The following is a 26,101-nucleotide window of genomic DNA, read 5'->3' on the forward strand; positions in this document are numbered from 1 at the left end:
AATGACCATTCCGCACTAAGTTAACACGGATTCGCGGCCGTTCACCAGTAAAGGCGATCAGACTCTCACGCACGCACGACGATTACCGGGCATTCCACCGAATGCAGCACCGATTCCGAGGTGGAGCCGAGCAGCATGCCGGTGAATCCGCCGCGGCCGTGACTGCCGACCACCACCAGCTGGGCATTGTCGGCCTCGCGGGCCAGGGAACGGGCGGGCCGGTCGCGTTCAAGCACGCGCTGCACCTCGACGTCGGGATATCGCTCTGCGTATCCGGCCAAGGACTCGGCCAGCGTCGCCGCCTCGATGTCTTCGCTGTCCACCCAATCGAGCATGGGCACTTCCATGCCCGTCACGTCGGTCCAGGAGTGCAGGGCGGTCAGCCCGACCTTGCGCCGCGACGCCTCGTCGAAGGCCTCTCGATGGCGGGCTCGCTGTTGCGGGTGCCGTCGACGCCGACCAGTACGGGTTTGGCCGCCGACACCACGTCGGTGGCCGACACCTCGCGGATCACCGCGACCGGACAGTTCGCATGCCTGGTCACAGCGGTGCTGACCGAGCCGAGCAGGCTGCGCCGATACGCACCGAGTCCGCGACTGCCGACCACCAGCATCACCGCATCCGCCGACCGGTCGAGCAGATACGGGACGATGCGGCCGTCGATCAGTTCGGTCGAGATCTCGGGCACCGCACTCGAGGCCGCGACCTCCGCGGCCCTGGCCAGCGTCTGCTCGGACCGGCGGCGGGATTCGGCGATGTCCTGCGCGGAGAACAGCACACTCGGCCGCATATCCGAGGGCAGCTCCGGCGAGGAGACGATGCTGAGTGCCCGAGCCCTCGACGCGGCGTCGGCCGCAGCCCAAGCCACCGCGTGCATCGACTGCGGTGAACCGTCGACCGCTACGACGATGGGCGCATCGGCAGGCTTGATCGGTGTGGTCATCGGTCGCGTCCTTCCGTGGAATTGTCCGGCCGGACGACCATGACCGGGCATCCGGCGTGCTGGACCAGCGAGTTCGAGGTGGAGCCGAGCAGGAGTCCGGTGAATCCGCCGCGGCCGCGGCTGCCGACCACCACCAACTGGGCGGTGTCCGACCACTCGCGCAAACGTGCGGTCGGATGGTCGCTGTAGGTCTTGCGGATGACGGTGACGTCGGGGAACTTCTCCTGCCAACCGGCCAGACGCTCACTGAGCACTTCCTGACCCGCGGATTCGACCTCGGCCTCGGGCAGCAGTTTTCGTAGCCGCTCGGACTCGAGCCGTCGGTCGTTGTGGACGTGGATGGCGACCAGATCGGTGCGGCGGACCGCGGCTTCGGTGAACGCGGCGGCGACAGCGGCCTCACTGACCGGGCTGCCGTCCACGCCGACGACAACCGGACCCGTCGACCGGATCGCGCCCTCGGCATCCGCGCGCACCACGATCACCGGGCCGTGCGCTCGGGACACCACTGCGAGCAGGGTCGACCCGAGGTGCCCGAGAATGCCGACGTTTCCGGTGGCGCCGATGATCACCGCGAACGCTTCGGCACTTTCCTCGATCAGCAGCGCGGCGGCACTGCCCACCGAAACACGCGCTGAGACGGGCAGGTCGGGCGCCTCCTCGGAAACGGCCTGTTCAGCTCGGTCGAGCAGGTGGCGAGAGTTCTCCTTCATCGCCTCCAGCAGAGACGCCGTCACGCCGCCCGCGGTGCTGACCAGCTTCGCCGTGCCGACCAGTTCCATACCGTGGGCGAGGCGAAGGGCGCGTCCGCGTTCTGCGGCGAACCTGGCCGCCCAGCGCGCGGCCGCCAACGATCCCTGCGACCCGTCGATACCGACGACCACGTCCGTGGGGGAGTGCTCGCGAAGATTCTCGGCGGGCTGTTCCGACATGTCGGCCTCCGGAGGGTCGAGGCCGGACCGTGCTGAGCATCCGACCGAGAGGTGCGGTGATCTGATCTGGTGTCGCAGCGCCAAGCCTGTCCCGGCGCATGAGCTCGGGCAAGGGTCGAACGTCTCATTCCGGCGATCGTTTTCGGAAGGTTATCCGCCGAGGCTGCGCGAATCCGGCCGGAGTCGTGACGGACGGCGTGGCGTCCATGTCATGCTGGGACGGTCATGCGGTTCAAGCATCACACGAGGTGTGGAGGTCCGATGGCGACATCACGCGACGCCGACGATCTGTTCGCTCTACCCGCGTTCGGCCGGGCCGCGCCCAAGGCCGGCTTCCCCGAACCCGAACTGCTACCCCAGGTCGCCTACGAGATCGTGCACGACGAACTCGCCCTCGACGGCGTTTCCCGGATGAACCTGGCCACCTTCTGTACGACCTGGATCGACGATCAGGCCCGGCGGTTGATGTTCGAGTCGCTCGACAAGAACATCGTGGACAAGGACGAGTATCCGCAGACCGCCGAACTCGAGCATCGCGCCGTGCGGATGGTGGCCGACCTGTGGCACGCACCCGACCCTGTCGCGACGCTCGGCACTTCGACCATCGGTTCGAGTGAGGCGGCCATGCTCGGCGGGCTCGCGGCCAAGTTCCGCTGGCGCGGACGTGGCGGTGGGACCGGTATGCCGAATCTCGTCTGCGGTCCGGTGCAGGTGTGCTGGGAGAAGTTCGCGCGCTATTTCGACGTGGAGATCCGTCAGATCCCGTTGCGCGGCGACCGATACACCATGCATCCGGACGATATCGCCGCCCACTGCGACGAGAACACGATCATGGTGGTGCCCACATTCGGGCAGACGTTCACCGGTCTGTTCGAGGATGTCGCGGGAATCAGCAAGGCGCTCGACGATATTCAGGCCTCCACCGGTCTGGATATTCCGATCCATGTCGACGCGGCCAGCGGCGGTTTCCTCGCCCCGTTCACCGCGCCGGAGCTGGTGTGGGACTTCCGGTTACCGCGAGTGAGATCGATCAACGCCTCCGGCCACAAGACCGGTCTCGCGCCGCTGGGCGTCGGCTGGGCGATCTGGCGTGAAGCCGCCGATCTGCCCGCCGAACTGATCTTCGACGTCACCTACCTCGGCGGCAGCATGGCCACGTTCAACCTGAACTTTTCCCGGCCGGGCGGCCAAGCCATCACCCAGTACTACGAGTTCATCCGGCTCGGGCGCCTCGGCTACACCCGGCTACAGTCCGCGATCTACCACGTCGCGCGCCATCTCGCCGAAGGTCTGGCCGAACTGGGCCCGTTCGAACTCATCCACGCCGGCGATCCGAGCCGCGGCATCACCGCCGTGTCCTGGCGGCTCACCGGCGACCCCGGATTCAACCTCTACGAGTTGTCGGACCGGCTGCGGGCGCGAGGTTGGCTCATCGCGGCTTATCCATTGCCGAACAACCGCGACGACGAGGTGATCATGCGGGCGGTGCTGCGCCACGGGTTCACTCACGACATGGTCGATCTGCTGCTCGACGATGTGCGCCGCGGCATCGATCACCTGACGGTGCACCCGCCGTCGGTGCCGCTGACCCGCCACGATGCGGGCGGGTTCACCCACGACGCGACACCTCTGGTGCCCTGAGTCGGTGCGTTCGGCCCGGCAGTGAAGTGCGCGGGGCTGCCTGTCGGAAGCGAGTCCGGTTACGGGAGAAGCAGTTCGGATACACGCCGGGCTTTGATTGATGGACCGCCGTTGGCCGGTCACGCGGTGATTCTGGCAGCTTTCACAACAAGTCAGCGGCGAATAGTGACGTCGCTGCGTCTTCGATCACATCCTTCAACTTAATTGAAGCTCCGCGCTATGCTTCAATGTGCCTGAAGGTTGCTGAAGTGCGAGCCCCTCAACCCTTCGGGCCGGATTCGCGTGCATGCGGACCGCCAGGACCTTCGCGATCGGAGTATTCATGGATATTTTTCGTCGCACCACGTCCGATGCCGCCGCGCCGGCCGGAGTTGGCGCCGGGTCGCTCGACGCCACGGCATCCGCCGGACCGGATGCGCTCGAGCTGCCGTCATCTCCGATAGCCGCAGCGACGCAGCAGTTGATCGACACGGCCCTGATGCCCGCGGTGCGCAACCACAGCGTCCGCGGCTTCCTCTTCGGCCGAGCCATTGCCGAAAAGCAAGGCCTACGACCTGGTGTCGACTACGACGAGGAACTCATGTACCTCATCTGCGCATTGCACGACATCGGGCTCGGCGATATCGCCAACGGCCATCAGCGATTCGAGGTCGACGGCGCCGACTACGCAGCAGAATTTCTCGAACGCAACGGCATCACCGACGCCAGGGTCGACACCGTATGGGACGCAATCGCGGGCCACACCTCGGGCTTCAGCGATTCCCCGGTCTATCGCCGCCGCCGACCCGCCGAAATCTGGATCGCCGTGGAAGGCATCGGCATCGACGTCGGCGGCAGCCCCGACGACCTCCCACCCGGCTACGCCGACCTCGTCCACGCCACCTACCCCCGCCTCGGCGGCACTCGAGCCCTCACCGACGTCATCGAAACCCAAGCCCTCGCCGACCGCCGCAAAGCCTTCCCGGGCACCCTCCCCGGCGAACTCGTCCACCAACGCCACCCTGAACTGCCCTACCTGACTTGGGACGAGATCATCGATGCGAGTGGGTGGGGCGACTGATCGGGCCGAGGTCCTCCACTACGGCGCGGATTGCTGAAGTAGGCTGACGCCCTCCAGCTCACCACGGGAAAGAGACCATGTCGAAGTTCGAGAATGTCAGCGTCGCGAAGCAGGCCAACGTCTACTTCGACGGAAAGTGCGTCAGCTACAGCCTCGAGCTGTCCGATGGCACCCGCAAGTCGGTCGGCGTCATCCAGCCCGCCACCCTGACGTTCGGCACGGCAGCGCCCGAGGTCATGGAGCTGATCGAGGGCGAATGCGCGGTCACCTTCGCCGGTGCCGACGAGGCCGTGGTCTACCGCGCAGGCGAGTCGTTCTCGGTCCCCGGCGACAGCTCCTTCGAGATCGAGGTCCGCGAGACCATGCACTACGTCTGCCACTACGGATAGGCCTCACGCACACGGCACGGCGATCTCGGTCGCCGATGCAACGATGCGCCGCCGGGTGATCGGCTATGCCGAAGTGTCGGCCGGCGCGGGGCCGGGCCCGAGCAGGGTGACGGCCTGTAGCGCGAGATGGAGCTCGGCCGACTGGACGGGATCGGCGGTGTCGCGGCCGGTGAGGTCGCGGATCTTGCGCAGCCGGTAGCGCACGGTATTGCGATGGCAATGCAGCTGCTCGGCGGCCGCGGCGGTCGAGCCGTGGCATTCGTACCACGCCCGCAGCGCCACGATCAGGTCGTCGCGCTCGGGTGCGGGTAGCCCCAGTACCGGGCCGAGGATCTGGGTCGCTGCCTGCTTGCTCGCCTCCGGCAGCATGACCAGCAGGTGGGCGACGGGGTCGTCACCGAAGCGGACTGCCCGGCCCGAACCCGCCCGTGCGCTCCGGGCGGCGAGGCGAGCTTCGGCCAGTGCGCCGGGAATGCCGTGCGGACTCGCGAAACTCGTGCTCACGCCGACCCGTCCCGCCACCAGGTCGGCCAGCTTCGCCACAGCCCGGTCGACCGCTGCGGTCGATCCGGTGCACAGCAACCCCGCATGGGTATCGATCTGTGAATCCCAGACCGAACGAGCCCCGGCATCCTTCATCGCGGTGACGAGGTTGCCGGGCAATGCCGCGCCGGGATCGTCGGTCTCGATCGACACCACCGCGTAGGTTCCGTGCTCCGGCAGACCGAGCGTCCGCAGCGCCGTCAGCGCGCGGGCAGGGTTGCCCGAGTTGTCGTCGAAGAGCGTTCGGATCAATCGGCTCTGGGCCTGCGCGTCAGCGTGGGCGAGCAGGATCTCGGTCTCGCGGTAGGCCTCGACGGCGGTGTCGGAGTAGGTATCGATGAGTTCCCACAGCGAGGTGGCGAGATCGCGGACCTGCGGGTCGCCGGGCTCGGGGGAGCGCATGGTCAGCTGTTCCCAGATCAAGCGGCCGCCGAGCCGGAAGGCGTGCAGCAGTGCGGCGATCGGGACGCCGCGCTCGGCCTTGAGCCGCCCCACCGCGCGCGCCGGCTGCAAACGGGCGGGCTCGCCTGCGAGTGCAGAGATGATCGCGGTCAGGTTGGTCAGGCACGCGTCACGGAGTTCCTCGACGGTGAGTAGTCCGGACTCACCGTAGGAGCGGTCGGCGGCGGAGATCCGGGCGACCAGCTCGTCGGCCAATTCCCCGACGCGCTCGAGCAGCTCCAGTGCAGGTCGAGCCGCGCGCGTGGAAATCGTTTGCGATGGTGCGGTCACCTGGTCAGCGTACGCGGCCGGGGGTGAGCTGCGCCACCACTTGGTTGTTGCTGTGCACAATGGGGTGTGTTGACGGTCGGCGTCGAGCTGGGCTGAGCGTCAGGAATTTGCTCTACGCATCGTCCTGTGTGTTCGTCGAGCCCGGCCGGTCGAGGCAGGTGTTCACGACGCTTCGTGTGTCTGTTGTTGATCGCTTTAGGCGACGTAGATGCCGGTTGCGCTTGGTCGCTGCCCTGCGGGTGCAAGGTCGGGTGACCGCGTTTGGGCTGTTGATCGGCCGGGGGATCTGGGCGCTATCGGCCCTTGCCGAGGCGGTTCTTGCGGCCATGAGTCCATCGTGACGGTTGTGCGTGAGCACAAATGAGGCATGGTGGGTCCGCAACGGCGGCACATGGCCTCGATAGTGGTGCAGGACACACAATTGGTCGATCCCGTCCGCGGCGGAAGCCCGCGCGGACCGCCGACGTCTTGGAGGATCGAACGTGGTTACCAATGTGGCGCCCTCGACACACGCCGCTGTCGACGCTGCCCTCACCGAGCTCGTCGATGGCGAGAAGAAGTGGGCGGCCCTCCCGTTGCGCGGCAGGCGTGAGCTGCTCGACCGGGTTCGCGAACTCACCCATAGGCACGCTCAGGACTGGGTGGACGCTGCCGTCGCGATCAAGGGCCTCGAACCTTCGTCGCCATTGGTGGGTGAGGAGTGGATCTCGGGCCCGTATGTGCTGGCCGCAAGCCTTGGCGCGCTGTCGGAAACACTCGATGCGCTGGAACAGGGAAAGTCCCCGCTCGACAAGGCCTCGTTCGGCGCGACCGGCGACAACGTCACTATCAATGTCCTGCCGGCAAGCCTGTTCGACGCCCTGCTGCTCAATGGGTTCAGCGCACAGGTCTGGCTGCAACGGGGTGTCAGTAATGCCGCGGCGAAGGCGAATGCCGGTCTGGCACAGCGGGATCCGCGTCGAACCAATGGGATCGGCGCGGTGCTGGGCGCAGGCAACATCACCTCGATCGCGCCGTTGGACACGCTGTATGAGCTGATCGCCCACAACCGGGTCGTCGCGCTCAAGCTGAATCCGATCACCGACCCGTTGCTGCCGGTGTTCACCGCGATCCTCGCGCCGCTGATCGAGCTGGGTGCGGTGCGGCTGCTGACGGGCGGTGCGGAGGTCGGCGGCTATCTCGTCGAGCACGATCTCGTCGCACATGTGCACATGACCGGAAGCGCCAAGACGCACGACGCGATCGTGTGGGGGACCGGCGCCGAGGCTGCCGAACGCAAGCAGGCAGGCACGCCGAAGCTGACCAAACCGGTCTCCAGCGAACTCGGCGGTGTGTCGCCGACGATCGTGTTGCCGGGGCAGTGGAGTTCGGCCGATATCGCGTTTCAGGCCGAGCACGTGGCGACGCAGCGGCTGCACAACGGCGGCTACAACTGTGTCGCCGCGCAGACGGTGATCATTTCCTCCGACTGGGCGCAGAAGGATCAGTTCCTCACCGCAGTGCGCGAGGCCATCGCGAAGGCGCCCGCTCGCCGCGCGTACTACCCCGGCAGCGATGATCGAGTCGCCCAGGCGCGCAAGTCGTACCCGCGCGCCGAACGCCTCGGAACATCCGGCGAGCGCCTGCTGATCACCGGGCTGGCGCCGTCACCGGAGGAGCCGCTGCTGGCCGGTGAGTACTTCGCACCGGTGTTCGGCGTGGTCGAGCTGCCCGGAACCGGGGCCGAGTTCACCCGTGCGGCGGCCCGTACCGCGAACGAGGCATGCACCGGAACGCTCGGGGTGAACATCATCGCCCAGCCGGCCACCGTCTCCGAGCTCGGCGCTGCCTTCGACGAGCTGATCGAGGACCTGCGTTACGGCACGGTCGCGATCAACGCCTGGACCGGCGTCGGCTATCTGACGCCGACCGCGTCCTGGGGAGCCTTCCCCGGGCACACCCTGGAGGATGTGCAGAGCGGCATCGGAGTGGTGCACAACGCGTGGTTGATCGACCGCGTGGAACGCACCGTGGTGCGCGGCCCGTTCCGCCCCGCGCCGCGGTCGCTGCTGCACGGCGAGATCGCCATCTCGCCCAAGCCGCCGTGGTTCGTCGGCAACAAGACCGCCGCGGGCACCGGCAAGCTGCTCACCGGATTCGCCGCGGACCCCGGTTGGGGCCGCCTGCCCATGATCTTCGCCTCCGCGCTGCGCGGTTGAGCCCGACCACTTTCCGACTGGAGAAACTCATGAGCACCAATACGATGGCCGACTACGTCGTGGTCGGCACCGGTTCCTCCGGCGCCGTGGTCGCCGCTCGGCTCAGCGAGCGCGGGGCCGACAACATCATCGCCCTGGAGGCCGGGCCTGAGGACAAGAATCAGGCCGTCCATATTCCGGCCGCGTTCTCCAAGTTGTTCCAGACCGACCTGGACTGGAACTACCTGACCACCCCGCAGGCCGAGCTCGGTGATCGCCAAGTCTTCTGGCCGCGCGGCAAGATGCTCGGCGGATCGTCATCGATGAACGCGATGATGTGGGTGCGCGGCTATGCCGCTGATTACGACGAGTGGGCGCGGGCCGCCGGCGAGGGTTGGTCGTTCGCGAACGTCGTCGAGTACTTCAAGCGCATCGAGGCGGTCGAGGGCGCGCAAGGGGTCGACGAGGGCCGCGACGGACCACTGCACGTCTCACAGCAGCGCAGCCCCAGCCACTGGACCACCGACTTCCTCGCCGCAGCCGAGCACGCCGGTTTCAAGCGCGAACGGGCCAATCTGGCTCAGCCGGAAGGGTTTACGCAGACCATGGTGTGCCAGCACCGCGGCGCGCGGTGGAGCACCGCGGACGCGTACCTGAAGCCCGCGCGCAAACGCCCGAACCTGACCGTGCTCACCGGCGCCCATGCGACCAGGGTGTTGTTCGACGGCACCCGCGCCGTCGGTGTCGAGTACCGCAAGGACGGGAGAAAACACACGGTCCGTGCCCGCAAGGAAGTAGTGCTGTGTGGCGGTGCCATCAACAGCCCGCAGCTGCTGCAACTGTCCGGCATCGGTGACCAGGCGCAACTCCGCGCGCAAGGCATTCCGGTGGTCCACAACGTGCCCGAGGTGGGCCGCAATCTCACCGACCACTTGATCACGTTGCTCGGTTTCGCTGTCGACTCCGGCACCCTGTTCGATGCGGAGAAGCCGCTCGAATTGATCAACTACCTCGCTCGCCGGCGCGGCATGCTCACCTCCAATGTGGGTGAGGCCTATGGGTTCGTGCGCAGTAGGCCCGAGCTCGAGCTGCCCGATCTGGAGATCATCTTCGGGCCTGCCCCGTTCTATGACGAAGGTATCGGCGTTGCGCCCGGCCACGGCATCGCGCTCGGCCCGATCCTGCTCCAGCCCCGCAGCCGCGGCACCGTGACCCTCGCGTCCGCCGACCCCATCGCCAAGCCGGTCGTCGACCCGAAATACCTGTCCGACAGCGACGGCATCGACCGCGCGGCAATGCTCGCCGGGCTCCACCTTGCGCATCGCATCGTCACCGCGGATCCACTGCGATCCCGGATCGGGCGGTTCTTACAGCCGAAGCGGGAGCAGCCGACGGTTGCGGAGACCCTCGAAGATGCCCTCACTTGGCATTCGCACACCCTGTACCACCCGACCAGCACCTGCCGGATGGGCACCGACCGAACCAGCGTCGTCACCCCCGAGCTGAAGGTTCGCGGTGTCGAGGGGCTACGGGTGGCCGACGCCTCCGTGATGCCGACGATCATTCGCGGCCACACCCACGCCCCGGCCGTCGTGATCGGTGAGAAGGCCGCCGACCTGATCAGGGCTGCGAATCGCTGAGGTTCGGGTTACGCACCGCGTCTGAATGTTCGGTCGGCTTCGCCGCACCGGACATTCGAGCCGGGTCCGCTGGCGCGCTGCATAACTATCAGTATTCGAGCTCAGCCCACGGGATGAGAATCGGGAAGGGATGGTCGAAGTCGATGCCGTCGGTCTCGCCTGGAAACCATTCCGCGGCAACGATGTAGTTGGCGCGCCGAAGAGGCAGGACGCCGTCCGGAAGCGGGCCGTGGCTGGTTGCCAGGCCATACGCTCGGACGCCGACGATCCGTCGCGGATCACGGGCGAGCTGCACCTCCCAGAACCACGGGATGCCGCTGGCGGCGTATCGGGCTTTCTTGGCCTCGATGTCGGTCTGGATATCGAAGGGCGATAGGACTTCACCGGCAAGGACGACGTCGCTGGCGCGGATGTCCTGGAAGTCCGGCTCGAGGCATCGATGGATCAGGAAGTTCGGTGTGAGGAAGTCGGACTTGCCGTTGGTCTGGAGGAACACATTGGTCCCCATACCCACTTGCCAGCACTGATCAGAATCGGCATTGTCGGAGTTCTCGCGGCCTGTGGTCCGTCGCAGTGCAGTCCACAACAGTCCCGCGTACTGCTGGTGCTCTAACGGACCTCGCGGAATCCACACCGGACGCCCATCCCATAGCTCGATCTGGCCTGCCAGTTCTTCCGGAAGTCGCCCGAGCTCCTCCCAGGTCATGTGTTCGGGCAGCTCGGGACGCTCGATCCGCGGCGTGGACATGCCGCCAACGTTAGTCGTGGCGTGGAGGTGGTCGGGTCGTCGATCTTGTGGGCTCCGATGAATTCTTCCCCCGGCGAGCGTCTCTATGGCTGAACGGACGAGGACCCCGGCCTCGTAACCACTTCCTCATAGAGAAGAGCACGCCATGATCAAGCCGGCCCTGGCCGCGATTGCCACCTTCGCCGTTGCTGCCACCGCTGTCCTGACCGGGTGCGGTGACGATGCCGAATCGTCGACCCCGCTGCCCGGCAATCACGTCCAGGTGAACGGCCTCGATATGTACTACGAGGTGCACGGGCAGTCGAGCGACGAGCCGCCGCTGGTGCTGCTACACGGCGCACTGTCCGGTATCGGCACGGATTTCGGTGATCTTATTCCTGTGCTGTCGGAGAACCGCCAGGTCATCGCGATCGAACAGCAGGCGCACGGGCGCACCGCCGACATCGACCGGCCGCTGCGCACCGAGTTCATGGCCGACGACACTGTCGCACTGCTGAAACAGATCGGCGTCGAGAAGGCCGACATCTTCGGCTACAGCATGGGCGCGGGCGTTGCACTCGATATCGGTTTGCGCCACAGCGACGTCGTCCGCAAACTTGTGCTGCTCTCGGTGGGCCTGTCGCCCGAGGGACTGCATCCCGGCGTGCTGGACGGCATCACCCAAATCCAGCCCGAAATGCTGCACGGCTCACCGTTTCACAATGACTACCTTGCCAATGCGCCACGCCCGGAAGACTTCCCGACGCTGGTCGCGAAGGTGAAGGAGATGGACGCCAACCCGCCGACCTTCCCAGCCGACGCCGTCGCAGCCATGACCGCCCCGACCTTGACCATCATCGCCGACTCCGACATCGTGCGCCCCGAGCACGCCGTCGAAATCTTCCGCCTCCGCGGCGGCGGCATCATGGGCGACACCCCCGCAGGCCTGCCCGACTCCGAACTCGCCGTCCTCCCCGGCGCGTCCCACGTCACCGGAGTCCACCGCCCCGAACTCCTCGCCCCCATGATCACCACGTTCCTGGATCGCCCCACGAACTGACTCGAACCCTCCGAAACGGCCCGGGACCAAGTGTTCCGGGCCGAGGCGTGTGCGGGCACCCCGCGGTGGCGGCCGTGGTCGACCTGGCTGCGGCAGTGCGTGGCCGCCGGCCCCTTCATCCCGGCTGGCACCGAGCAGGCATTCGAGGTGCGATGCACGTAGCGTCAGCTCGATGGACGACACCGCATCTACTCGAACGAACGCCCGGCCTTCATCTTCGGCGGCCGACACCACCCCAACGACCACCGCCGAGATCCAGGCGCTCTTCCAGCACCTGGAAGCGGCGCTGTCCGCCAAAGACGCGGACGCTTTCGACAGCGTCTTCACCGAAGACATCGTGTTCACCAACCCGGCCGGCCGAATCTTTCGCAGCTGGAGCGAACTCCACAGCTACCACCGCGCCATGCTCGGTAAATCCCCGGCAGCACAGGCGCACTACGACATCACCGCTATCCGCCTGCTGACCACCGAGCACGCGATCGTCAACCTCGAACAATCCCTGCACACGCCGGACTTTTCGATCACCAACCGAGGCACTTGGGTCCTCATCCGCCGGGATGGTGTGTGGTGGGTGTGTTCGGCCCAGAACACCAATGTCGCAGACTCCATTCGGCAGATCGAGGCGGGACGCGGATAACGGGTGTGCTCATGGTTGGGATCTGGTGGTCCTCAGGTGATCGCGGCGATGATGGCGCGCGCGACCCAGTCCGCGTACCGCTGCTGGGACCACCCTCTGGCGAGCACCAGCCGTTCGTAGGTATCGATGGCGAGGTAATTCCACAAGACATCGCGTACCTCGTCCAGGTCGATTCCTTTGCGCAACTGCCCGGTCTCGAGCATGTGCCGACCGAGCATGGTCATCCCGGTCAGCCCCTCCTCGGCCAGCTTGTCCCACACCGGGCTGAGCGAATCATCGACGTGACGACCATCGCGGATCAACAACTGCACGCTTGCCGACCGCGCCTGCCGCTGAGCCAGACCGTGGACGAACATCTCGATCTTGCGGCGGACGTCGGGTTCGGCGAGTATCGCCTGCTGCTCGGGCCGTAGATAGACGGGAATATCTTCGTCGTCGCCTGCGATCACGATGTCGAACACAGCCTTGGCCAGTGCGGCCTTTGTGCCGAACGCCTTGTACACGCTCTCGGCCGACACCTCCGCCCGCTCTGCGATGGCCGCGACCGTCGTCGACCGGAACCCGTCACGTTCGAACAATTCCTCGGCCGCGACCACCATCGCGTGGCGACGGGCTCTGGCCTGCTCACGGCGGCGCGACGCATCGTAACGCCTCTTGACTTCGGTCATCATCGGTCCAATACTTTTAGATACAGTTCAACTTTATCCAAATTGGAGTTGTACCACAGACGGGCAGTCATCATGAGCACCATCAATCCTCCAGTCCTGGCCAGTGACCCGAAATCCGTGGCGATTCACGGTATCCACCTCATGGTCGACGGCAGTGTCGCCGACCTCGCCGAGGTCACCCACCCCGACGGATTCACCCACGAACGCAAGGCGGCCCCGCCATGGGCGCGCGGAAACGGTCCCGAGGCGCTCTACGCGCTGGCGTCGTGGCTACGCGACGCGTTCACCGACATGTCCTACGACATTCACACCGCGGCAGTCGACGACGATCTCGTGACTGTCTACGCGACGATGCACGGACGTCAGGTCGGGCCACTGGTCTTCTACACCGAGTCCGGCGCGGTGGACAATGCGTTCGCTCCCACCGGCAAGACCTTCGCGATGACCGAATCGCACTGGTTCCGTCTACGCGACGGCAAGATCGTCGAGCATTGGGCCAATCGCGACGACCTCGCAATGGCCCGGCAACTCGGCTGGTTGCCGCCCAGCCCCAGGTACCTGCTGCGATGCGCCCTGCTCAAACGCCAAGCGATTCGGGAAGTGCGCTCCGGTCGGTGATAAGCCCTCGGTGCCGACGTGGGCAGGTGCCGAACGTCCTGTCCTCGGTGCAGGAGGTGCGCCTAACTCATTGCGCGGCAGCGATCACCGGAGCAAGCCCGCCCGGAACCATGATGGCGTTGCGGTCGGTGATCTCCTCGCCGTTGACGTAGACGGTGGGAGTGCCTTGGAGGCCCGAGTCGAGTGCCTCATCGGTCTTCGCGCGCAGATAGCTGTCGTATGAACGGTTGGTAATGCATTCGGCCACAGCGGTATCGGTGTAGCCGGCGGATTCGGCGATCTCGATCAGTTCGCTGTCGGGCAAGCCGTCACCACCTTCGGAGGGTTGCCGGGCGAACATGTCGGAAAGCCACGCCTGGTAGTTGTCCAGGCCGGAGTTCGCGACGCAGAATGATGCGTTACCGGCCCGGGAGGAGTACTCGGTTTCGCTGGCGCGGTCGAGGAAGCTGATGACGCTGTATTCCACTGCGGCGGTGCCATAGCGCACGGCGTCCTCGAGGACCGTGCCGTTGGCCTCCTCGAACGCTTTACACGCGGGGCATTGCAGGTCCATGACGACCCGGACGGTCACCTTCGCGTCGGGCTCGCCGACCCGCACCGCGCCGTCGGCCAGCACGTTCTCGGGGGTGGAGTCGTCGGTCGCCGCTATTGCGATGCCCTCGACTTTTGTCGTCACCACACCACGAGCCAGCAATCCGATACCGATCGCGGCCGCGACCACCACCAGCACCAGGATGGGTGTGAGTACGACGAGAAGTTGTCGGTTGGGTCCCGTCTTCTGCGGCGGCGGCCACCCGCCCGGATTGGTGCTCATTCACATCTTCCCACTCGCCGGACATTCCTCGCCAGCCTAATGGGCGGCCCGGGGACCGGCGCGGCGGCAGCGGAAGCCCTTGCCATGGATCGGCTGGTAGGCCTACCGCACACTCGCCGAGCGGGCTCCTCTGCCGCACCGGCCGCCCAGTAGGCGCACGGTCGGGTGATGTGCCTTTCGGTAGGCATCGACGACAGGGGATTGCCGACTGGCGCCGCATGGTGTCGGTTTCGTCCAAGACAGCGGCGGCGGCGGGTTCATAAGCTGACCTCAGGCAAACGCCGAAGCTCACACTCAGGAGGATTTGATGGCACGCGAACTCGTCTACACAGGCTTCATGTCGCTGGACGGCGTCGTGGACTCGCCGGGCGGCACGGCCGAGGGGCATCGCAGTGGCGGCTGGGTGATGGACACCGAGTTCGTGCCGGAGGCCTACTCGCTCAAGGGGGAGGAGCTCGCCGAGACAACGGCGTTGCTGTTCGGCCGCCGCAGCTACGAAGCGTTCGCACCGCTCTGGCGCGATTCCGAGGATCACGCCGCGTACAAGGACCTGCCCAAATATGTCCTCTCCTCCAGTCTGACCGACGACGATCTGGTCGACGGCTGGGGCCCGACCACGATCCTGCGATCGGACGACGACGTCGAGAAGCTGAAGCAGACCGATGGCGGCGCCATCTTCATCCACGGCAGCGCCGAACTGGCCCGACGCCTGTCGGACGCCGACCTGATCGACCGGTACAACCTCCTGGTGTTCCCGGTGCTGCTGGGTGCAGGTAAGAGCCTGTTCGCCCGTTCCGACCGCGATAAGCAGCAGCTGCGCCTGCGGGATTCGGCCACCTACTCCAATGGAGTGGCCAAGCTCGTCTACGACGTCGTCCACTGACCGGTATCGAGCGCGATCGTGCCGCCGGCCCCGCCGCGAAGCTGTCCGGCTGTCCGCCCGACATACCGGCGCAGCGCGCGGGCGAGATGCGGTTCGTCGTAATACCCGAGCTTGTCGATGACGTCGCCGGGCGTCTCACCTGAGGTGAGCAGGTGTGCGGCGGTGCGGGCTCGCCCGATCTGCCGGACCGCGCCGTGGGTGAGCCCGGTCGCCGCCCGGAAACGACGCTCGAGCGTCCGCTCGGCAACGTCGGGCGGCGAACCTTGCAACGTCGCCGCGACCAGGGGATCGCGGACCACACTTCCGTCGTGGACGAGCCGATCGACGAGCGCCTCGACGTCCTCGGGCCGCGGAATTTCCAGGTAGGCGCCGTCGAGCCAGAAGGCCCGTTCGGTGACATCGGGCAACACGATCCCCCCGTCGACCAGCGACGTCGTTGCCATCGTGCGCAGCGATGTGCCGACGGCGAACTGGACACCGACAAATTCCGCCCCTTCAGGCACTGGGGCAGTGCCCGTGCGGGTCTCCGGACCGGTGACCGCCGCGCAGGAACGGCCCTCTTCCTTCCAGAACACCAGTCCCCAGGTCTCACTCGCGACCGAGGTCATCGTCGAGACCTGCTCCGCCCGGCACGTCCAGATGGATTCGACCCACGGTGAATCCGACGCGCGCGTCTCGAAGAGCAGTCCCACATCCGCATCCTAAAGGGGCAGTCGGCAGACTTCACGACCTTGTCTTGACACCTCACGATGACCCGCATATCTTAGCGATTGCATTTTGCAATCACCTGGAGGAGCGGTAATGGGCAAGGTTCGCGTCGATCTCAACATCTCCCTGGACGGATACGCGACCACCACCGATCAGACGCCAGATGATCCGATGGGCAAGGACTGGAACCGCCTTGTCGCGGCTTACGCGGCGACCCGGACCTTCCGGGAGCGCGTGTTCGGGGACACCTCCGGCGCGGGTACGACCGGCGTGGACGACAAGTACGCCGCGGCATACTTCGAGGGAGTCGGCGCCGAGATCATGGGCGCGGGCATGTTCGGCCTGCACGCCAACCCCGGCGACCCGGACTGGCAAGGCTGGTGGGGCCCGAATCCGCCCTTCGGCGTCCCGGTCTTCGTGCTCACCCGCGAGCAGCGCCCGACACTGGAAATGGCGGGCGGCACCACATTTCACTTCGTCCAGGACACACCCGAGGACGCGCTGGCCCTCGCCACGAAAGCCGCAGGCGACCTCGACGTCCGCATCGGCGGCGGCGCGTCTGTGGTGCGCTCCTATCTCGCGGCGGGTCTCGTCGACCAGCTCCACGTCGCCATCGCCCCGATCCTGCTCGGCCGTGGTGTGCGGTTGTGGGATGAGCTGCGGGAATTGGAGAGCGGGTTCGATGTGGAGAGTGAAGTCGCTGAGAGTGGGACGATCCACGTCACGTTTTCTCGCTGAGTGGCGGGGATCGCAGGCGCGCAGAGCCCGCTTCTCAGGGGAGGACCAGCTCGTATGAGGTGCTACGGCCGCCGGATTCCGTCCGGCGAAGAGCACCGAGTTCGATCAGCTCGTTGATATCGCGAAGTGCCGTGTCTTGCGAGCATTTCGCGATGATCGCCCACTTGCGGGTCGTCATCTTGCCGTCGAACCCGTCCAGCAGGCGGTTGATTATCGCTATCTGCCGTGTATTCAGCGATGTCTGCTGCCATCGACGCCAGAACCGGGTTTTAGCGAGCACCGCGTCCACGGTGTTGTCCGCGTGGGCAATTGCCCGCCGCATGGCGTCGAGAAACCAGAGCAGCCACTCGGTGACATCGAGTGTGCCCTTCTGCGTACGTTCCAGAATTGTGTAATAGGAGTTTCGTTCCCGCTGGATTTGGGCCGACAGGCTGTAGAAGCGTCGCGAACTGTTGTCGGCGCGAGCCAGCCACAGGTCGCCAAGGGCGCGCGCGATACGCCCGTTGCCGTCGTCGAAGGGGTGCACCGTCACGAACCAGAGGTGCGCCAAACCCGCTTTGATCAGAGCTGTGTCGTCCGGTTCATCGTTGAACCACTGGAGAAACCGATGCATCTCGGCATCGAGACGTTCTGCGGGTGGCGCTTCGAAGTGGACGCGCTGTTTGCCGTACGCACCCGACACCACTTGCATCGGCCCCGTGGCATCCGTCCGCCATGCGCCGATGGTCAGACGTGAAATACCGGAATATCCAGTCGGAAACAGGCCAGCTTGCCATCCGAACAGGCGTTCCGATGTCATCGGATGTTCGCTGCCGACCGTCGCGTCGAGGATCATCTCGACAACGCCGTCCACCCGGCGGTCCGCCGGGTCGACCGCGCCGATATCCACCCCGAGATGCCGCGCGACCGACGAACGAACGGAGGCGGCGTCGAGCATCTCGCCCTCGATCTCGGAGGTCTTGACGACCTCGGCGGTCAGTGACGCCAGACCTGCTTCGTTCCGCACCGCCTCGTCGGTGTCGGCGAGGCGGCCGAGGAGTCGGCCTTGGAAGTGGGCCACCTCGGCCAACGATCCGGCCAATCGGCCGATGTCGTAGGTCAGCGCAGGCCATGCGGGGTCCTCCCAGATGTATGGGTGCCTCCGACCGATCATGCGGTGATTCTAGCCGCTATTCACCGCACAATATGCGGCGAATAGCGGTGATAATCGCTGCATGGTGGGTGGGTCCTTCTCCGGTGCGGATGTGCCGGTAGTTGGTCTGCGTTGGAGGAGCACCGGCCCCAGGATGGCGTAATCACGCGCGATGCGCAGCTCAGTGGCATGTGTCAGGACCTCCAGGGTGCCAGTTTCTCCGGATTGCGAATCGCCCAGATTCGGGTGATTCGGCCATCGGAGATATCGAAGGCATAGACCGAAATGATGGTGTCGCCGAGCTGCGCTACCAGGCCGGGTTGACCGTTGACCGTGCGCTCGAGCAGGGTTACCCGGGGGCCGTGGGCGATGATTTCCATCCACGCGCGGGCGATCTGCACGCCGCCATCGATCGGGGCAGTGAAAGCCAGTGCCAGACCGCCGCCGTCGGCGGTCGCGGTCGCCTGCGGATCGAGCAGGCCGATCATGGCCCCGATGTCTTGCGTCTCCCAGGCTCGTTTGAAGTCACGGACCACCTCGGCGCGCTCGGTGTTCGATGGGCGCCGCGAGGTATCGATGCGGCGGCGAGCGCTGGAGGCGAGTTGGCGACACGCGGCGGGGGTACGTCCGACGATGTCGGCGACCTCGGCGAAGGAGTAGCGAAAGACGTCGTGCAGAACGAAAGCCACCCGTTCGGCCGGCGTCATGGACTCCAACACCACGAGAAACGCCATGCTGATCGACTCGTCGAGGGTGACCCGATCTGCGGGATCGGCGCTGCTCGAGCCATCGAGCCATTCGGTCCGGCCGGGTACCGGCTCCGGAATCCAGTCGCCCACATAGCGTTCCCGCCGTGCGCGCGCCGAGCCGAGCAGATCGAGGCAGATCCGGCCGGCGACCGTCGTCAACCATGCGCCGGGTGCCGCCACCTCCCGCCGCTGACCCTCGGTTTGCGCATACCAGCGCGCATAGGTCTCCTGCACCACGTCCTCGGCCTCGGTCAGCGAGCCAAGCAGACGGTAGGCGAGATTGATCAGCTGACGACGTTCGCTGATCACCGCGGGCAGTTGCGGGTCGGTCATGTCGGCTCCTTCGGTCTGCGCGTCCCTTACTGAATAGACGAATCAGCGACCAGAAATGTGAGCTCCGCGCAGCGTCTCGACGAGAGGCCGGGCGACGGGCGCGCCAGCCCGCCTGACATTCCGGACCGCTGCGTCGTCGGAAGATCGTGACACTTTCACCAGAAGATCCGACTTCCGAATTGATCAGAATCGGCATAATCCTCGGTAGTACCCGGCCCAACCGCAACGGCATGCAGGTCGCCGAGTGGGTTCTGAACACGGCAGCCCACCGCGGCGACGCCGAGTTCGAACTGATCGACCTGCGCGACCACCCCCTACCGCATCTGGACGAGCCCACACCGCCGATGTTCGGCCCGTCGCCGCACCCGCACACCCGCGCCTGGGCTGAGCGGATCGCCCCCTTCGACGGGTTCGTGGTGGTGACGCCGGAGTACAACGGCGGCGCCCCTGGAGTGCTGAAGAACGCCCTCGACCACCTGTTCGCGGAGTGGACCGACAAGGCAGTCGGCTTCGTCTCCTACGGTGCGGGCGGCGGCGCCCGCGCAGTGGTGCAGCTGCGGACCGTCTGCGGCACGCTGGGCATGGCCGACGTGGGCTACCAAGTAGCGATCTCGCTGCTCACCGATTTCGAGAACCACACCACCTTCACCCCGCGCGACCACCACGCCGCAGCCCTGACCACAACGCTGGACCAGCTCATCGCATGGAGCAACGCCCTCGCGCCCCTGCGCCGGTCGGCCCACCACATCAACTCCGAAGGAACCAATCATGATGACGCCGCACAACTTTCCGTCACGCCCTGACCACCTCGACGTGGACGAAGCCGAGATCCACCGGCAGATCGACAAGGTAATCGAAGGCCTGCGAGCCAAGGACCTCGCGGCCGTGCAGCGGCAGTACACAACCGACGTCGTCTCCTTCGACGTCGAACCGCCGCTCCAGCATGTCGGGATCGCGGCAAAACTCGAGAACTGGACGAGAGTTTTCCAAGTCTTCGAGAACGTGACCTACGAGATTCGCGACTTGACGTTCACGGTCGGCGGCGATGTCGCATTCGGCCACGCCTTCGCTCGTCTCAGCGGCACGTTGAAGAACGGGGCGGAAACCAGCGGCATGTGGGTGCGGGTCACGTACGGCATGCGGAAGATCGACGGGATCTGGTTGATCGCGCACGATCAGGTTTCGGTGCCGTTCGATATGACGAGTGGGAGAGGTGCGGTCGACCTCGAGCCATAGACGGAAATCTAGGTCCAGCTCGAATGGTGTCGACGAAGCCCGGCGAGTGGGGGAGGGAGTCGGGGCAAACGGGCACTAGACCACGTCTCGAGTGCGGCACCGCTCGAGCGGGTCGGCCCGCTCCCACGAGCTCGGTGTCGACGGCGTCTTCACCGATCACACGGGCACGACGCCGACTCGTTTGGCCAATTTCCCGAGTTCTCCGGTGGCGAGGTCGCGCCGCGCCTCCCGCAGCATCGCGCCGACCAGTTCGCGTACCGGCGCCAGCCCGCGCACATGCTGGGGCGCGGCGTGCTCGCCCCGGAGCAGCGCGTGGAGCGCCGCGCGGTGGTCGCGCTTCATTGCGTGTGCGCGGCCGACCTCGACGAAGAACTGTGCGTGTCGAACCCCGGACGGTAGGTTCCCCGGGTCCAGGGTCTCGGCGATGCGCAGAGCCACGGCAGGTTCACGCCGCTCAATGGCCGAACTCAGTTGCCATAAAGCAACATTTGCCGGCCCGAAGGTTCGATTGCGCGCCGTGCTCCGTCCTGGCTGCGAATCGGAGAGCCGCCCAGCCAGTTCAGCCGCTTCGTCAAGGTGGGGCTGTGCATCACCGCCAGCCAGTGTCTTGGTGAATCCGGCCTGCAGGCGTGCCATTCCCACCGTTTCCAGTTCGCCGCGCGTGCTGGCATCGGGTGTCAGCCGATCGGCTGTGCCGTTCGCTACCATCAGCGCAGCTGTCAAGGCGCCAGGGCGGGCGGTCAGAATCTGGGACTTCAGATACTGGGCGGCGGCAAGGGGTGCGAGCGAATCAGCGTGCGCCGCAGCGCGTTCGGACTCCTGCACAGCAGTCCAGGCCAGCGCATCGTAACCGCGCTGCCGCAAGGCCGACGACACACCGTAGGCGGCGGTCGCCAGCAGGTCCCAGGCCTGCGCGCTGCCACCGTCGGCTAAGCGGTAGGCATCGGTGAGTAGGTCGGACAGCAGCGGCCCGAGCGCGGCGTAGTCCCCGGCATGTCGCAGCCGGGACGCGTCCTCGACTGCCTTGCTGAGTTCATCCAGCGTGCGAGGAGGCCTTGTATCGGTCAGGTTTCCCTGTGTCCACAATGCGGTTTCGATGGCAGGCACCGTGCGGTGAAATGCGCTTGTGGATGGGTCGATTCGATCATCGCTTCCGGTCAGGTCGCCCAGCGTGCAGCCGAGGGCCTGTGCGAGGGCCAACAAGGTACGGCGCGAATCGACTGGCCGGAGGCCCGCCTCATATTTGGCAATCACCGATCGGCTCAGCCCGGACCGGTCTGCGAGCACCTGTTGCGATATGCCCCTTCGGGCACGAATCTGGCGCACCCGCTGACCGATGAAGGTATCCGGCTCGTCGTACATCCCGCGTACCTGCGCTTTCCCTGTCGAGTTCCAACGCCTTTACGTGCATTGTTCCACTGGGGAACAGTCCGCGCTCATATCAGCGGAAAGCTGAGAGCAGCCCCGCCGCCGGGTGGATTTGCCCTCGTCGGCGGGTGCCTACCAACAACATGACAAGGGGCGGTTGGGATGTGTGAGAGGCCGAAAGCGATCGGGTTGGTGCGGCGTGGGGTCTATGGCGGGGATGGGGCTGCCCTACACGCCATTGCCGAGCGGTACGGCTATCGGATGGTGTTCACGCTCGGTCTCGATGTGCGGCCGCTGGTGGCAGCGTTGGCCTTGGCCCAGCACCTCGGCGATCACGCGGCGACAGCGGTTGTCGTTCCGACTTATGAGCACGCGGAGCCGTATCGAATGATCATCACCGAGCTCGCCACTTTGATCACACCGATGCGGACCTACCCGCGCGGCTACCGCTGGCCGACCTCGGACGACGGAGCGCGGCCGTGAGCGGCACTTTGGTGCTTGTCGTCCTGGCTCTCGGTTTGATCGCTCTGACTGTATGGCTGTACTGGCCGGTGCGGACGATCGAGCACGATCGACCGACCGTGGCCGACATCGAGCGGCGACTATCGGCCGAACGATATGGTCGGCAAATACCATCGGGCCCAGGCCGCGGGCGATTTCTCACCGTTACTGAGTGATCCATCCCTGTCCGCCTTCGCTACGGATGCCGGCCGCCGGTCGCCTCGAAGGTCGGAAAGCATCGGGGGTTCTGCGGAGATCCGACGGTCCTCCAGCGCTGCCTTCTCAGCTGAACCTTGCGTAATCGCCCCGATGGTGCGCGAAGATCCGAATCATGGCTGTCACAACTGTAATCCCTGCATGGATGCGTCAGCAGATCGCGGCAGCGGACTACGACTCCTGGTCCAACGAGCAGTGCGCGGGTATCGAGATCGTGGACGGAATGGTCGTTGTGTGCCCGAGCAGGTCCAAGCGACATAACCGGTTAGCTCGGAACCTGGCTACCGCACTGGACGCGGCAGCTGGACCGGAGTGGAATGCAGACACGGATTTCGACGTCCGACTGCATGCTGTTCCGCTCACGAATCGCCGTCCGGACGTCGTGGTGTATCGCGCGGACACGATTGATATGACGCCTACCCGTCCCGAGCACGTGCTGATGGTCGTGGAGGTGGTCTCACCTGGATCAGAGACAACCGACCGGATCGTGAAGGTCGACCAGTACGCGAAGGCAGGCATTGCGTACTACTGGCGAGTCGAGCAGGCTGCGACGGGGGTCCCGTTGATCTACACCTATGTGCTCGACCCTGCGACCATGACCTACCGGACTGGTGAAATGTACACGGGAATCGTCGAAGTTGCGGCGCCCTTCTCGGTGGAGGTCGACCTCGGCGGGGTCTGACCTCGGCCGAGCCGGCATGTGGAGCTCACTGCTTGCGGGCGTGAGCCATTCGCGATGGGCTCACGTTCAAGTTACTAACATTGATGTTACTAACGTCAATGTTAGTAAACATCGGCCGATCGCAATCGAGCCATGATGGACAAGGTCACGGCTGCGGCCCGGTGCCATCGGTGAGGTGATGGTGGCGCGGCTTGCGTCTACTGTTCCTCGGACTCCCTCCCCGCAGTTACCGGCGCGGTCCAGGTTCGCGCACGCGGCCTTTCGGAGTGCTTACCCACCATCGTCACCCGACCGGCCTTCACATCCGCGCGCAACTCTTTCCCGAGTCCGACACACATCGCAACCAGAACCAACACAAACGGTGACGCGACAACGATTGCGCCCCATTGCAATGCGTCCAGCCCGCCGACCACCAGGAGTGTCAATGCGACGGCGCCGACGAGCAGGCCCCAGGCGATCACCAACCATCTCTGCGGCTCTTGGCTGCCCTTCGACGAGAATGTGCCGAGGACGATCGCGCCCGCGTCGGCGCCGCTGATGAAGAACACCCCGGCCAGGATGATTACCGCGATGCTGGTGACGGTGGAGAGGGGAAAGGCCGCCAGGACTTCGAAGAACGCTGCTTGGGCACTTTCGGATGCCACGGCCGCGATGTCGCGTTCACCGCTCAACTGCAGATCCAAGGCTGCGCCACCGAGGATGGAGAACCATACGATCGTGGCGAGGCTCGGTGCGATCAGCACCCCGAAGACGTACTCGCGGATTGTCCGGCCCCGGGAGATCTTCGCGAGGAAGCTGCCTACGTAGGGGGCCCACGAGATTCCCCATGCCCAGAAGAAGACGGTCCAGTCCTGCATCCACTGGCCATCGGCGAAAGCGCCGGTCTGGAAGGACATCGGCAGGAAGTTGAAGATGTAGCCGCCGAGCGCCTGTGACATCAGATTGAAGATGAAGGAAAACGGTCCGAGTACCAGGATGAAGAGTCCGAGTGCGATGGCGAGCAGGGTGTTGAAGTCGGCGAGCCGCTTGATGCCCTTGTCCACCCCCGCGACCGCCGAGAAGATGAACGCCGCCGTGAGCAAGCCGACCACGATGATCAGCACCAGCGTGGAGCTTTCGATGCTCGAGATGAATCCGAGTCCGGCGATGATTTGCAGGGTGCCGAGGCCGAGCGTCACCGCATTGCCGACCATGGTTGTCACGATGACCCAGGTGTCGATGCTCCGGCCGGCCAGTCCTTCCGAACGTTTGCCCATCAACGGCTGCAACGTCGCGCTGACCAGGGAGGGGCGTCCCTTCTTGATGGTCGTGTAGGCGAACGCGAGCCCGGCGACACCGAAGAACGCCCACGGGTGCAGCGCCCAATGGAAGATCGAATACTGCATGCCGACCACGGCTGCCTCGTCGGTGCGCGGCTCCGGCCCGCCGGGTGGCGGCTCTGCCCACAAGGTCACCGGCTCGTAGGCGCCGTAGAAGATCAAGCCGATGCCGACGCCGAGCGCGAACATCATGGCGATCCAGGAGAACGCCGAGTACGCAGGCTGTTCGCCGGGGTCGCCGAGCTTCACGCGGCCGTATTTGCTGAACGCGAGATAGAGGATGAAGAAGACGAATCCGGCCGTGGACATCACGAACACCCAGCCGAACTGGTTCGCGATGTAGGCATATATGTGTTCGCCCGCAACGCGCATCTGGTCCGAGAACGCCACGCCGACAATCAGAAATAGTAATGTGAGCGCCGCCGCGACGACGGTGACCGGCATGTCGATTCCGGTGCGCCAACTCTTTGCTTCGTGCTCTGTATCTCCCATTGATCCCCACATCAGTCGGCTGATCGAGTTGCGTTGGGCGTCCTGCACATCCTGTGAGCGGAACCTACCGCGGTAGCGGGCCGCGTACGCTGCCGCCGCCTGTATCGATTGTGCACAAATCCTCTGTCCGCACGGACGGTTCGGGCATCTCCGCCTCGGTGAACCCATACGGCGCAGTGAGCTCGAGAATGCGGCCTTCCGCACGCAGCACAGCCAACTCGCGGTTGTAGGCATCACGGAGGGAACCATCGGTCTTCCGGAAACCCGCAGCACCGCAACCGAGCTGAGGCTTCCCGTCGACCACGGCGGTGAACGGCGGCGACAACTCGACCTCGGCCGCCCATTCCGCCGAGCCGCCGTCCGGCCCGCCCGGCCCTGCCTGCTTGGCGCGATCCAGCATGGTGCGCAACGAAATACTGGTCAGCGCAAAGGCATCGCTGTGCCCGAGAGCGACCTGTTCGAGTCCATCGTCCTGACTGCCGACCACATGGATCTGCTCATCACGGACCCCGGCCGCTTGCGCATACGCCTGCTCCACCGCGCTGGCGAGGACGGCGACGGTCGCGCCCGTGCGAGCGACAGAGGCGAAGTCGGAGAGTCCCTTCGGATTCTCCTTCCGCACCAGTAGCCCGGACTGCGCGCAGTAGATCGGTTCGCTGAAGGCGATCTGCTCACACCGCGCCTTGTTGACGAACATGCCCGCCGATATGACATCGAAGGCGCCCGAGTTCACGCCGCCGATCAAACTTCGGAACGGCACGAGCACGCCCTCCAGCTTGCCGACGCCGATCCCCTCGAAAACCGCGCGATCGACCGCTGGAATCGCGCCGACCAGGCCGTTGTCGTCGTATGCATAGGGACGCTCGCCCGCATATCCGACCTTGACGACACCGGCCTCTCGAATGTTCTCCAGCGTGTCCCCGAGCCCGACCGCATCGCATCCGACGGTCAGCCCGGACGCGGTGAGGAGACCACCGGCCACCGCGGTCGTCTGCAAGAATCGTCGCCTCGACCAGACATCTGTCATTCCCGCTATCCCTCCGCCGACAACGTTGACACGCCCATGATCCACCGGTGGTGGCGGCTGTGCAGGCGTTCACGGGATCTGCTCGGGTGGCACGCCGCCGGGCTACCGATTCAGCCACGCTGGATCTTCCGTGGCA

At 65.6% G+C, this 26,101-nt stretch carries 25 protein-coding genes and 1 pseudogene; 14 read left to right on the plus strand and 12 right to left on the minus strand.

Annotation, left to right across the window (positions count from 1 at the left end; genetic code table 11):
* Positions 1 to 65: 65 nt before the first annotated feature.
* Together ACFXNW_RS05325 and ACFXNW_RS05330 are read right to left on the minus strand one after the other, a co-directional pair.
* Positions 66 to 943, minus strand: a pseudogene (locus ACFXNW_RS05325) (universal stress protein).
* Positions 940 to 1,875, minus strand: a complete 936-nt coding sequence (locus tag ACFXNW_RS05330) for a universal stress protein (RefSeq protein ID WP_379416023.1) — start codon at positions 1,873 to 1,875, stop codon at positions 940 to 942. The pseudogene ACFXNW_RS05325 and the gene ACFXNW_RS05330 overlap by 4 nt, the downstream one beginning before the upstream one ends.
* Positions 1,876 to 2,136: 261 nt before the next feature.
* On the opposite strand from ACFXNW_RS05330, the gene ACFXNW_RS05335 reads away from it, so the two are divergent.
* The 3 genes from ACFXNW_RS05335 to ACFXNW_RS05345 all read left to right on the plus strand — a co-directional run bounded on the left by ACFXNW_RS05335 (position 2,137) and on the right by ACFXNW_RS05345 (position 4,965).
* Positions 2,137 to 3,516 carry a glutamate decarboxylase gene (locus ACFXNW_RS05335; RefSeq protein ID WP_379416024.1) on the plus strand — a complete coding sequence of 460 codons (1,380 nt, stop codon included), beginning with the start codon at positions 2,137 to 2,139 and terminating at the stop codon, positions 3,514 to 3,516.
* Positions 3,517 to 3,838: 322 nt separating this feature from the next.
* A complete protein-coding gene (locus tag ACFXNW_RS05340; RefSeq protein WP_379416025.1) occupies positions 3,839 to 4,576 on the plus strand; it encodes an HD domain-containing protein in 738 nt (245 codons plus the stop codon).
* 77 nt (positions 4,577 to 4,653) lie between these two features.
* Positions 4,654 to 4,965: a pyrimidine/purine nucleoside phosphorylase gene (locus ACFXNW_RS05345; protein WP_379416026.1), complete on the plus strand. Its 312-nt coding sequence runs from the start codon at positions 4,654 to 4,656 to the stop codon at positions 4,963 to 4,965.
* Positions 4,966 to 5,028: 63 nt separating this feature from the next.
* Here the strand turns inward: ACFXNW_RS05345 and ACFXNW_RS05350 are convergent, their stop codons facing one another.
* A complete protein-coding gene (locus tag ACFXNW_RS05350; protein ID WP_379416027.1) occupies positions 5,029 to 6,240 on the minus strand; it encodes a PucR family transcriptional regulator in 1,212 nt (403 codons plus the stop codon).
* 482 nt (positions 6,241 to 6,722) lie between these two features.
* Here ACFXNW_RS05350 and ACFXNW_RS05355 point away from each other — a divergent pair, with 482 nt between their 5' ends.
* Positions 6,723 to 8,438 carry an aldehyde dehydrogenase family protein gene (locus ACFXNW_RS05355; protein ID WP_379416028.1) on the plus strand — a complete coding sequence of 572 codons (1,716 nt, stop codon included), beginning with the start codon at positions 6,723 to 6,725 and terminating at the stop codon, positions 8,436 to 8,438.
* 29 nt (positions 8,439 to 8,467) lie between these two features.
* Entirely contained in the window at positions 8,468 to 10,057 is a 1,590-nt protein-coding gene (locus ACFXNW_RS05360; RefSeq protein WP_379416029.1) for a GMC family oxidoreductase, read from the plus strand.
* A gap of 88 nt (positions 10,058 to 10,145) precedes the next feature.
* On the opposite strand, the gene ACFXNW_RS05365 is transcribed toward ACFXNW_RS05360, so the two are convergent.
* A complete protein-coding gene (locus ACFXNW_RS05365; protein ID WP_379416030.1) occupies positions 10,146 to 10,805 on the minus strand; it encodes a Uma2 family endonuclease in 660 nt (219 codons plus the stop codon).
* 145 nt (positions 10,806 to 10,950) lie between these two features.
* On the opposite strand from ACFXNW_RS05365, the gene ACFXNW_RS05370 reads away from it, so the two are divergent.
* The gene (locus ACFXNW_RS05370; protein ID WP_379416032.1) at positions 10,951 to 11,844 is read left to right on the plus strand and encodes an alpha/beta fold hydrolase; all 894 of its coding nucleotides are present in this window, start codon (positions 10,951 to 10,953) and stop codon (positions 11,842 to 11,844) included.
* A 172-nt stretch (positions 11,845 to 12,016) separates the two neighbouring features.
* A complete protein-coding gene (locus ACFXNW_RS05375; protein WP_379416033.1) occupies positions 12,017 to 12,481 on the plus strand; it encodes an SgcJ/EcaC family oxidoreductase in 465 nt (154 codons plus the stop codon).
* A 32-nt stretch (positions 12,482 to 12,513) separates the two neighbouring features.
* Here the strand turns inward: ACFXNW_RS05375 and ACFXNW_RS05380 are convergent, their stop codons facing one another.
* Positions 12,514 to 13,149: a TetR/AcrR family transcriptional regulator gene (locus tag ACFXNW_RS05380; RefSeq protein WP_379416034.1), complete on the minus strand. Its 636-nt coding sequence runs from the start codon at positions 13,147 to 13,149 to the stop codon at positions 12,514 to 12,516.
* Between the two features lie 72 nt (positions 13,150 to 13,221).
* Between ACFXNW_RS05380 and ACFXNW_RS05385 the strand changes: the two genes are divergently transcribed.
* Complete coding sequence (locus ACFXNW_RS05385) at positions 13,222 to 13,767, plus strand: ester cyclase (RefSeq protein ID WP_379416035.1); 546 nt, start codon at positions 13,222 to 13,224, stop codon at positions 13,765 to 13,767.
* 67 nt (positions 13,768 to 13,834) lie between these two features.
* Here the strand turns inward: ACFXNW_RS05385 and ACFXNW_RS05390 are convergent, their stop codons facing one another.
* Positions 13,835 to 14,581, minus strand: a complete 747-nt coding sequence (locus ACFXNW_RS05390) for a DsbA family protein (protein WP_379416037.1) — start codon at positions 14,579 to 14,581, stop codon at positions 13,835 to 13,837.
* A gap of 307 nt (positions 14,582 to 14,888) precedes the next feature.
* Between ACFXNW_RS05390 and ACFXNW_RS05395 the strand changes: the two genes are divergently transcribed.
* A complete protein-coding gene (locus ACFXNW_RS05395; RefSeq protein ID WP_379416038.1) occupies positions 14,889 to 15,464 on the plus strand; it encodes a dihydrofolate reductase family protein in 576 nt (191 codons plus the stop codon).
* Here ACFXNW_RS05395 and ACFXNW_RS05400 read toward each other — a convergent pair.
* Entirely contained in the window at positions 15,446 to 16,156 is a 711-nt protein-coding gene (locus ACFXNW_RS05400) for a helix-turn-helix domain-containing protein (RefSeq protein ID WP_379416040.1), read from the minus strand. The two genes, ACFXNW_RS05395 and ACFXNW_RS05400, sit on opposite strands and share 19 nt — an antisense overlap.
* A gap of 109 nt (positions 16,157 to 16,265) precedes the next feature.
* Between ACFXNW_RS05400 and ACFXNW_RS05405 the strand changes: the two genes are divergently transcribed.
* Positions 16,266 to 16,910, plus strand: coding sequence for a dihydrofolate reductase family protein (locus ACFXNW_RS05405; RefSeq protein ID WP_379416041.1), 645 nt, complete (start codon positions 16,266 to 16,268; stop codon positions 16,908 to 16,910).
* A gap of 34 nt (positions 16,911 to 16,944) precedes the next feature.
* Here the strand turns inward: ACFXNW_RS05405 and ACFXNW_RS05410 are convergent, their stop codons facing one another.
* Together ACFXNW_RS05410 and sigJ are read right to left on the minus strand one after the other, a co-directional pair.
* Entirely contained in the window at positions 16,945 to 18,063 is a 1,119-nt protein-coding gene (locus tag ACFXNW_RS05410; protein WP_379416043.1) for a Fic family protein, read from the minus strand.
* Between the two features lie 173 nt (positions 18,064 to 18,236).
* Positions 18,237 to 19,124: an RNA polymerase sigma factor SigJ gene (gene sigJ, locus ACFXNW_RS05415; RefSeq protein WP_379416044.1), complete on the minus strand. Its 888-nt coding sequence runs from the start codon at positions 19,122 to 19,124 to the stop codon at positions 18,237 to 18,239.
* A gap of 230 nt (positions 19,125 to 19,354) precedes the next feature.
* Between sigJ and ACFXNW_RS05420 the strand changes: the two genes are divergently transcribed.
* Complete coding sequence (locus ACFXNW_RS05420) at positions 19,355 to 19,927, plus strand: NADPH-dependent FMN reductase (RefSeq protein WP_379416311.1); 573 nt, start codon at positions 19,355 to 19,357, stop codon at positions 19,925 to 19,927.
* Positions 19,893 to 20,360, plus strand: coding sequence for a YybH family protein (locus ACFXNW_RS05425; RefSeq protein WP_379416046.1), 468 nt, complete (start codon positions 19,893 to 19,895; stop codon positions 20,358 to 20,360). Before ACFXNW_RS05420 ends, ACFXNW_RS05425 begins: the two co-directional genes overlap by 35 nt.
* A gap of 156 nt (positions 20,361 to 20,516) precedes the next feature.
* Here ACFXNW_RS05425 and ACFXNW_RS05430 read toward each other — a convergent pair whose 3' ends face one another.
* Positions 20,517 to 21,722 (minus strand): helix-turn-helix domain-containing protein, encoded by a 1,206-nt coding sequence (locus ACFXNW_RS05430; protein ID WP_379416048.1) that lies wholly within the window; start codon positions 21,720 to 21,722, stop codon positions 20,517 to 20,519.
* 168 nt (positions 21,723 to 21,890) lie between these two features.
* Between ACFXNW_RS05430 and ACFXNW_RS05435 the strand changes: the two genes are divergently transcribed.
* Both ACFXNW_RS05435 and ACFXNW_RS05440 read left to right on the plus strand, forming a co-directional pair.
* Positions 21,891 to 22,211: a hypothetical protein gene (locus tag ACFXNW_RS05435; protein ID WP_379416050.1), complete on the plus strand. Its 321-nt coding sequence runs from the start codon at positions 21,891 to 21,893 to the stop codon at positions 22,209 to 22,211.
* A gap of 349 nt (positions 22,212 to 22,560) precedes the next feature.
* On the plus strand, positions 22,561 to 23,127 hold the full coding sequence (locus tag ACFXNW_RS05440; RefSeq protein ID WP_379416051.1) for a Uma2 family endonuclease: 567 nt from the start codon (positions 22,561 to 22,563) through the stop codon (positions 23,125 to 23,127).
* A 197-nt stretch (positions 23,128 to 23,324) separates the two neighbouring features.
* Here the strand turns inward: ACFXNW_RS05440 and ACFXNW_RS05445 are convergent, their stop codons facing one another.
* Both ACFXNW_RS05445 and ACFXNW_RS05450 read right to left on the minus strand, forming a co-directional pair.
* Positions 23,325 to 25,106: a BCCT family transporter gene (locus tag ACFXNW_RS05445; RefSeq protein WP_379416312.1), complete on the minus strand. Its 1,782-nt coding sequence runs from the start codon at positions 25,104 to 25,106 to the stop codon at positions 23,325 to 23,327.
* Positions 25,003 to 25,965, minus strand: a complete 963-nt coding sequence (locus tag ACFXNW_RS05450; RefSeq protein WP_379416052.1) for a transporter substrate-binding domain-containing protein — start codon at positions 25,963 to 25,965, stop codon at positions 25,003 to 25,005. Before ACFXNW_RS05450 ends, ACFXNW_RS05445 begins: the two co-directional genes overlap by 104 nt.
* Between the last annotated feature and the right edge of the window lie 136 nt (positions 25,966 to 26,101).

This window comes from Nocardia sp. NPDC059180, from assembly GCF_042754945.1.
GTDB lineage: Bacteria > Actinomycetota > Actinomycetes > Mycobacteriales > Mycobacteriaceae > Nocardia.

Excerpts from the sequence above, each read along its gene's own strand:
- ACFXNW_RS05330 (WP_379416023.1), bottom strand. The coding sequence starts at position 1,875 with ATGTCGGAACAGCCCGCCGAGAATCTTCGCGAGCACTCCCCCACGGAC.
- ACFXNW_RS05335 (WP_379416024.1), top strand. The coding sequence starts at position 2,137 with ATGGCGACATCACGCGACGCCGACGATCTGTTCGCTCTACCCGCGTTC.
- ACFXNW_RS05340 (WP_379416025.1), top strand. The coding sequence starts at position 3,839 with ATGGATATTTTTCGTCGCACCACGTCCGATGCCGCCGCGCCGGCCGGA.
- ACFXNW_RS05345 (WP_379416026.1), top strand. The coding sequence starts at position 4,654 with ATGTCGAAGTTCGAGAATGTCAGCGTCGCGAAGCAGGCCAACGTCTAC.
- ACFXNW_RS05360 (WP_379416029.1), top strand. The coding sequence starts at position 8,468 with ATGAGCACCAATACGATGGCCGACTACGTCGTGGTCGGCACCGGTTCC.
- ACFXNW_RS05365 (WP_379416030.1), bottom strand. The coding sequence starts at position 10,805 with ATGTCCACGCCGCGGATCGAGCGTCCCGAGCTGCCCGAACACATGACC.
- ACFXNW_RS05370 (WP_379416032.1), top strand. The coding sequence starts at position 10,951 with ATGATCAAGCCGGCCCTGGCCGCGATTGCCACCTTCGCCGTTGCTGCC.
- ACFXNW_RS05375 (WP_379416033.1), top strand. The coding sequence starts at position 12,017 with ATGGACGACACCGCATCTACTCGAACGAACGCCCGGCCTTCATCTTCG.
- ACFXNW_RS05380 (WP_379416034.1), bottom strand. The coding sequence starts at position 13,149 with ATGACCGAAGTCAAGAGGCGTTACGATGCGTCGCGCCGCCGTGAGCAG.
- ACFXNW_RS05385 (WP_379416035.1), top strand. The coding sequence starts at position 13,222 with ATGAGCACCATCAATCCTCCAGTCCTGGCCAGTGACCCGAAATCCGTG.
- ACFXNW_RS05390 (WP_379416037.1), bottom strand. The coding sequence starts at position 14,581 with ATGAGCACCAATCCGGGCGGGTGGCCGCCGCCGCAGAAGACGGGACCC.
- ACFXNW_RS05395 (WP_379416038.1), top strand. The coding sequence starts at position 14,889 with ATGGCACGCGAACTCGTCTACACAGGCTTCATGTCGCTGGACGGCGTC.
- ACFXNW_RS05405 (WP_379416041.1), top strand. The coding sequence starts at position 16,266 with ATGGGCAAGGTTCGCGTCGATCTCAACATCTCCCTGGACGGATACGCG.
- ACFXNW_RS05410 (WP_379416043.1), bottom strand. The coding sequence starts at position 18,063 with ATGATCGGTCGGAGGCACCCATACATCTGGGAGGACCCCGCATGGCCT.
- sigJ (WP_379416044.1), bottom strand. The coding sequence starts at position 19,124 with ATGACCGACCCGCAACTGCCCGCGGTGATCAGCGAACGTCGTCAGCTG.
- ACFXNW_RS05420 (WP_379416311.1), top strand. The coding sequence starts at position 19,355 with ATGCAGGTCGCCGAGTGGGTTCTGAACACGGCAGCCCACCGCGGCGAC.
- ACFXNW_RS05425 (WP_379416046.1), top strand. The coding sequence starts at position 19,893 with ATGATGACGCCGCACAACTTTCCGTCACGCCCTGACCACCTCGACGTG.
- ACFXNW_RS05430 (WP_379416048.1), bottom strand. The coding sequence starts at position 21,722 with ATGTACGACGAGCCGGATACCTTCATCGGTCAGCGGGTGCGCCAGATT.
- ACFXNW_RS05435 (WP_379416050.1), top strand. The coding sequence starts at position 21,891 with ATGTGTGAGAGGCCGAAAGCGATCGGGTTGGTGCGGCGTGGGGTCTAT.
- ACFXNW_RS05440 (WP_379416051.1), top strand. The coding sequence starts at position 22,561 with ATGGCTGTCACAACTGTAATCCCTGCATGGATGCGTCAGCAGATCGCG.
- ACFXNW_RS05445 (WP_379416312.1), bottom strand. The coding sequence starts at position 25,106 with ATGGGTTCACCGAGGCGGAGATGCCCGAACCGTCCGTGCGGACAGAGG.
- ACFXNW_RS05450 (WP_379416052.1), bottom strand. The coding sequence starts at position 25,965 with ATGACAGATGTCTGGTCGAGGCGACGATTCTTGCAGACGACCGCGGTG.